Origin of the sequence: Microbacterium sp., from assembly GCF_036277215.1 — a bacterium.
Taxonomy (GTDB): domain Bacteria; phylum Actinomycetota; class Actinomycetes; order Actinomycetales; family Microbacteriaceae; genus Microbacterium.
Genome location: NZ_DASUNI010000141.1, coordinates 1 through 2559 on the forward strand (window position 1 = coordinate 1; position 2559 = coordinate 2559).

The window sequence follows — 2559 nt, forward strand, 5'->3', positions numbered from 1 at the left end:
ATTTCGACGCGCTCGTGGTCGTCCATCAGCTTGCGCGTGAGGTGGATGATCCCGATGCCGATGAACAGCAGGCTCAGTCCCAGCGTCACGCCGAGGGAGACGGTGGAGGCTCCCATGCCGGCGAAGGTGTCCCAGTTGTCACCGACCTCGAAGGAGAAGTACGCGACCACGAAGAGGAGGGCACTGATCATGGCCGCGACGAACATCGCGGCGATCTGGCGCTCAGCGCGCTTCTCGGCCTTGGGGTCGACGTCGGTGGGGCGCCACGTGTGCGGCGGCAGCCCCGGGTCGGCGATCGGGTCGGCCTCGTGGTGGACGGGCACGTGGGACTCGTCGTACGTCGCCGGAGCGGCCATGCCGGACGGGTCGCCGTAGGGCTCGGGCGTGCCGTCGGGGGCGTTGACCAAGCGGTCGCTGTCGTTGCTCACGCGTTCACCTTGCTCTTCTTGCTCCGGGTCGTGTGCGAGGCGATCCACACGGCGGCTCCCACCAGGGAGCCTATGCCGACCAACCACGCGAACAAGCCCTCGGAGACCGGCCCAGGCCGCCGAGCGTGAAGCCGGCGTACTCCGGGGTCTCCTGGATGCTGTCGAGGTAGGCGATGACGTCGCGCTTGTCCTCGGGGGTGAGGTTGCCGTTGCTGAAGTTGGGCATGGCCTGCGGGCCGGTCAGCAGGGCCTCGTAGATGTACTTGCCCTCGACGCCGTGCAGGCTCGGGGCGTAGCCACCGCGCGGCATGGCGCCGCCGGCGCCGTTGAAGTTGTGGCACGCCGTGCAGTTGGTGAGGAAGATCTGGCCGCCGCGGGAGATGGCCTCCTCGCGCTCCTCCTCGGAGAGACCCTCGATGGAGTAGTCCGACTCGTCGGGGATGGCCGGGCCGGGCGCCAGCGAGGCGACGTACGCCGCCAGGGCGGCGGTCTCCTCCTCGGTGAAGACGACCTTCTTGCGGGGCGCCTGCGCGCCCGGGCTCGCCATCGGCATGCGACCGGTGCCGACCTGGAAGTCGACCGCCGCGGCGCCGACACCGACCAGCGACGGGCCGATCTGGTAGCCGTCGCGCACGGTGGGGATGCCCTCGCCGTTCTTGCCGTGGCAGAAGGCGCAGCTGGCGAGGAAGAGCTCCTTGCCCTGGGCGATCTGGTCGGTCTCGCTGGCCTGGTTCTGGGCCTGCGCAGGGGCCAGCGCCGTGTAGAGGGAGCCGCTGATCAGGAGGCCCAGCAGCAGCACGGCGAGGCCGGCAAGCGGTCCCCGACGATGCCGGGAGAGGCGACCAGCGGTTCGGTTGATCAACTGCACGATGAGTCCTTGGCGGTAGCGGACAGTGATGATTGCTGGGGGTGCTTACTTGATGACGTAGATCGTGAAGAACAGACCGATCCAGACCACGTCGACGAAGTGCCAGTAGTAGGACACGACGATCGCGGTCACGGCTTGCTCGTGGGTGAAGCGTCTGGCCAGGTAGGTGCGTCCCAGCACGAACAGGAAGGCGATCAAGCCGCCGGTCACGTGGAGACCGTGGAAGCCGGTGGTCAGGTAGAACATCGAGCCGTAGGCCGAGCTCGGGATGGTGACGCCCTCGTGGATCAGCTCGGCGTACTCCAGCGCCTGGCCGCCGATGAAGACGGCGCCCATGATGTAGGTGAGGATGAACCACTCACGCAGGCCCCACTTGGCGAAGTTGAGCACCGAGCCGGTGCGCCCGACCTGGCCACGCTCGGCGGCGAAGACGCCCCACTGGCAGGCGAACGACGAGGCCACGAGGATCGCGGTGTTGGCCGTCGAGAACGGGACGTTGAGCTTGTCCGTCTCCTGCGCCCACAGCTCGGGACTGACCGCGCGGATCGTGAAGTAGGCCGCGAACAGCGCGGCGAAGAACATGAGCTCGCTCGAGAGCCAGATGATCGTGCCCACGCTGACCATGCTGGGTCGGTCGTGGTGCCCGTGCAGTCGGGATGCCGGAATCGCAGTTGCTGTCGCCACGCGCGCCATTATTGCCTCTTCAGGCGGGGGAGGGCACCCCGACCCCCTGTGTAGTCACGTCATAAAGTTCACAGGGTGCTGCTCCCTCTGTCCGCCGACCTCGAGACCCTTCCCAGATTCACGCTCGGACGCGTCCTCACCGACTGGGGAATCGACCCGATCCCCTTCGTCGTGACCGTCTGGGCGATCGGGTTGTACGCCCTGGGCGTGGGCGTGCTGCGTCGTCGGGGGGACCACTGGCCGGTGGGCCGCACCCTGGCCTTCGTGGGGCTCGGGATGGGTGCCTTCTTCTTCGCCACGTCGTCGGGGCTCGGCCGCTACGACACCACGCTCCTGAGCGTGCACATGGTGCAGCACATGCTCCTGTCGATGGTCGTGCCGCTGGCGCTCGCGCTCGGCGCGCCGGTGACGCTCGCGCTGCGCACGCTGCCGGCGCGGCCCCGGCGGTGGCTGCTCGCGGTCCTGCACTCCCGGTTCGCTCGCGCCCTGTCCTTCGCTCCGCTGACCTTCGCCCTCTACGTCCTGTCGCCGTGGGCGCTCTACTTCACCGCGTGGTACGACGCGAGCCTGGCGTCGTCG

Annotated in this window: 2 protein-coding genes and 2 pseudogenes; 1 reads left to right on the forward strand and 3 read right to left on the reverse strand. The window is 68.3% G+C overall.

Annotated elements, in window-relative coordinates; translation table 11 throughout:
• From VFX99_RS07310 to VFX99_RS07320, 3 genes and pseudogenes are all read right to left on the reverse strand, one after another.
• Positions 1-428 (reverse strand): annotated as a pseudogene (locus VFX99_RS07310) (hypothetical protein); the annotation flags it as partial.
• A pseudogene (locus VFX99_RS07315) lies at positions 425-1287 on the reverse strand (c-type cytochrome). The pseudogenes VFX99_RS07315 and VFX99_RS07310, both read right to left, overlap by 4 nt.
• A 54-nt stretch (positions 1288-1341) precedes the next feature.
• Entirely contained in the window at positions 1342-1989 is a 648-nt protein-coding gene (locus VFX99_RS07320; RefSeq protein WP_329665643.1) for a heme-copper oxidase subunit III, read from the reverse strand.
• 66 nt (positions 1990-2055) lie between these two features.
• Between VFX99_RS07320 and VFX99_RS07325 the strand changes: the two genes are divergently transcribed.
• Positions 2056-2559 (forward strand): cytochrome c oxidase assembly protein (locus tag VFX99_RS07325; protein ID WP_329665644.1); only part of this gene is annotated, 504 nt, incomplete at its 3' end.

What these genes read in the sequence shown, in the direction of transcription:
- VFX99_RS07320 (WP_329665643.1), bottom strand. Translation starts at nt 1,989, where the DNA reads ATGGCGCGCGTGGCGACAGCAACTGCGATTCCGGCATCCCGACTGCAC.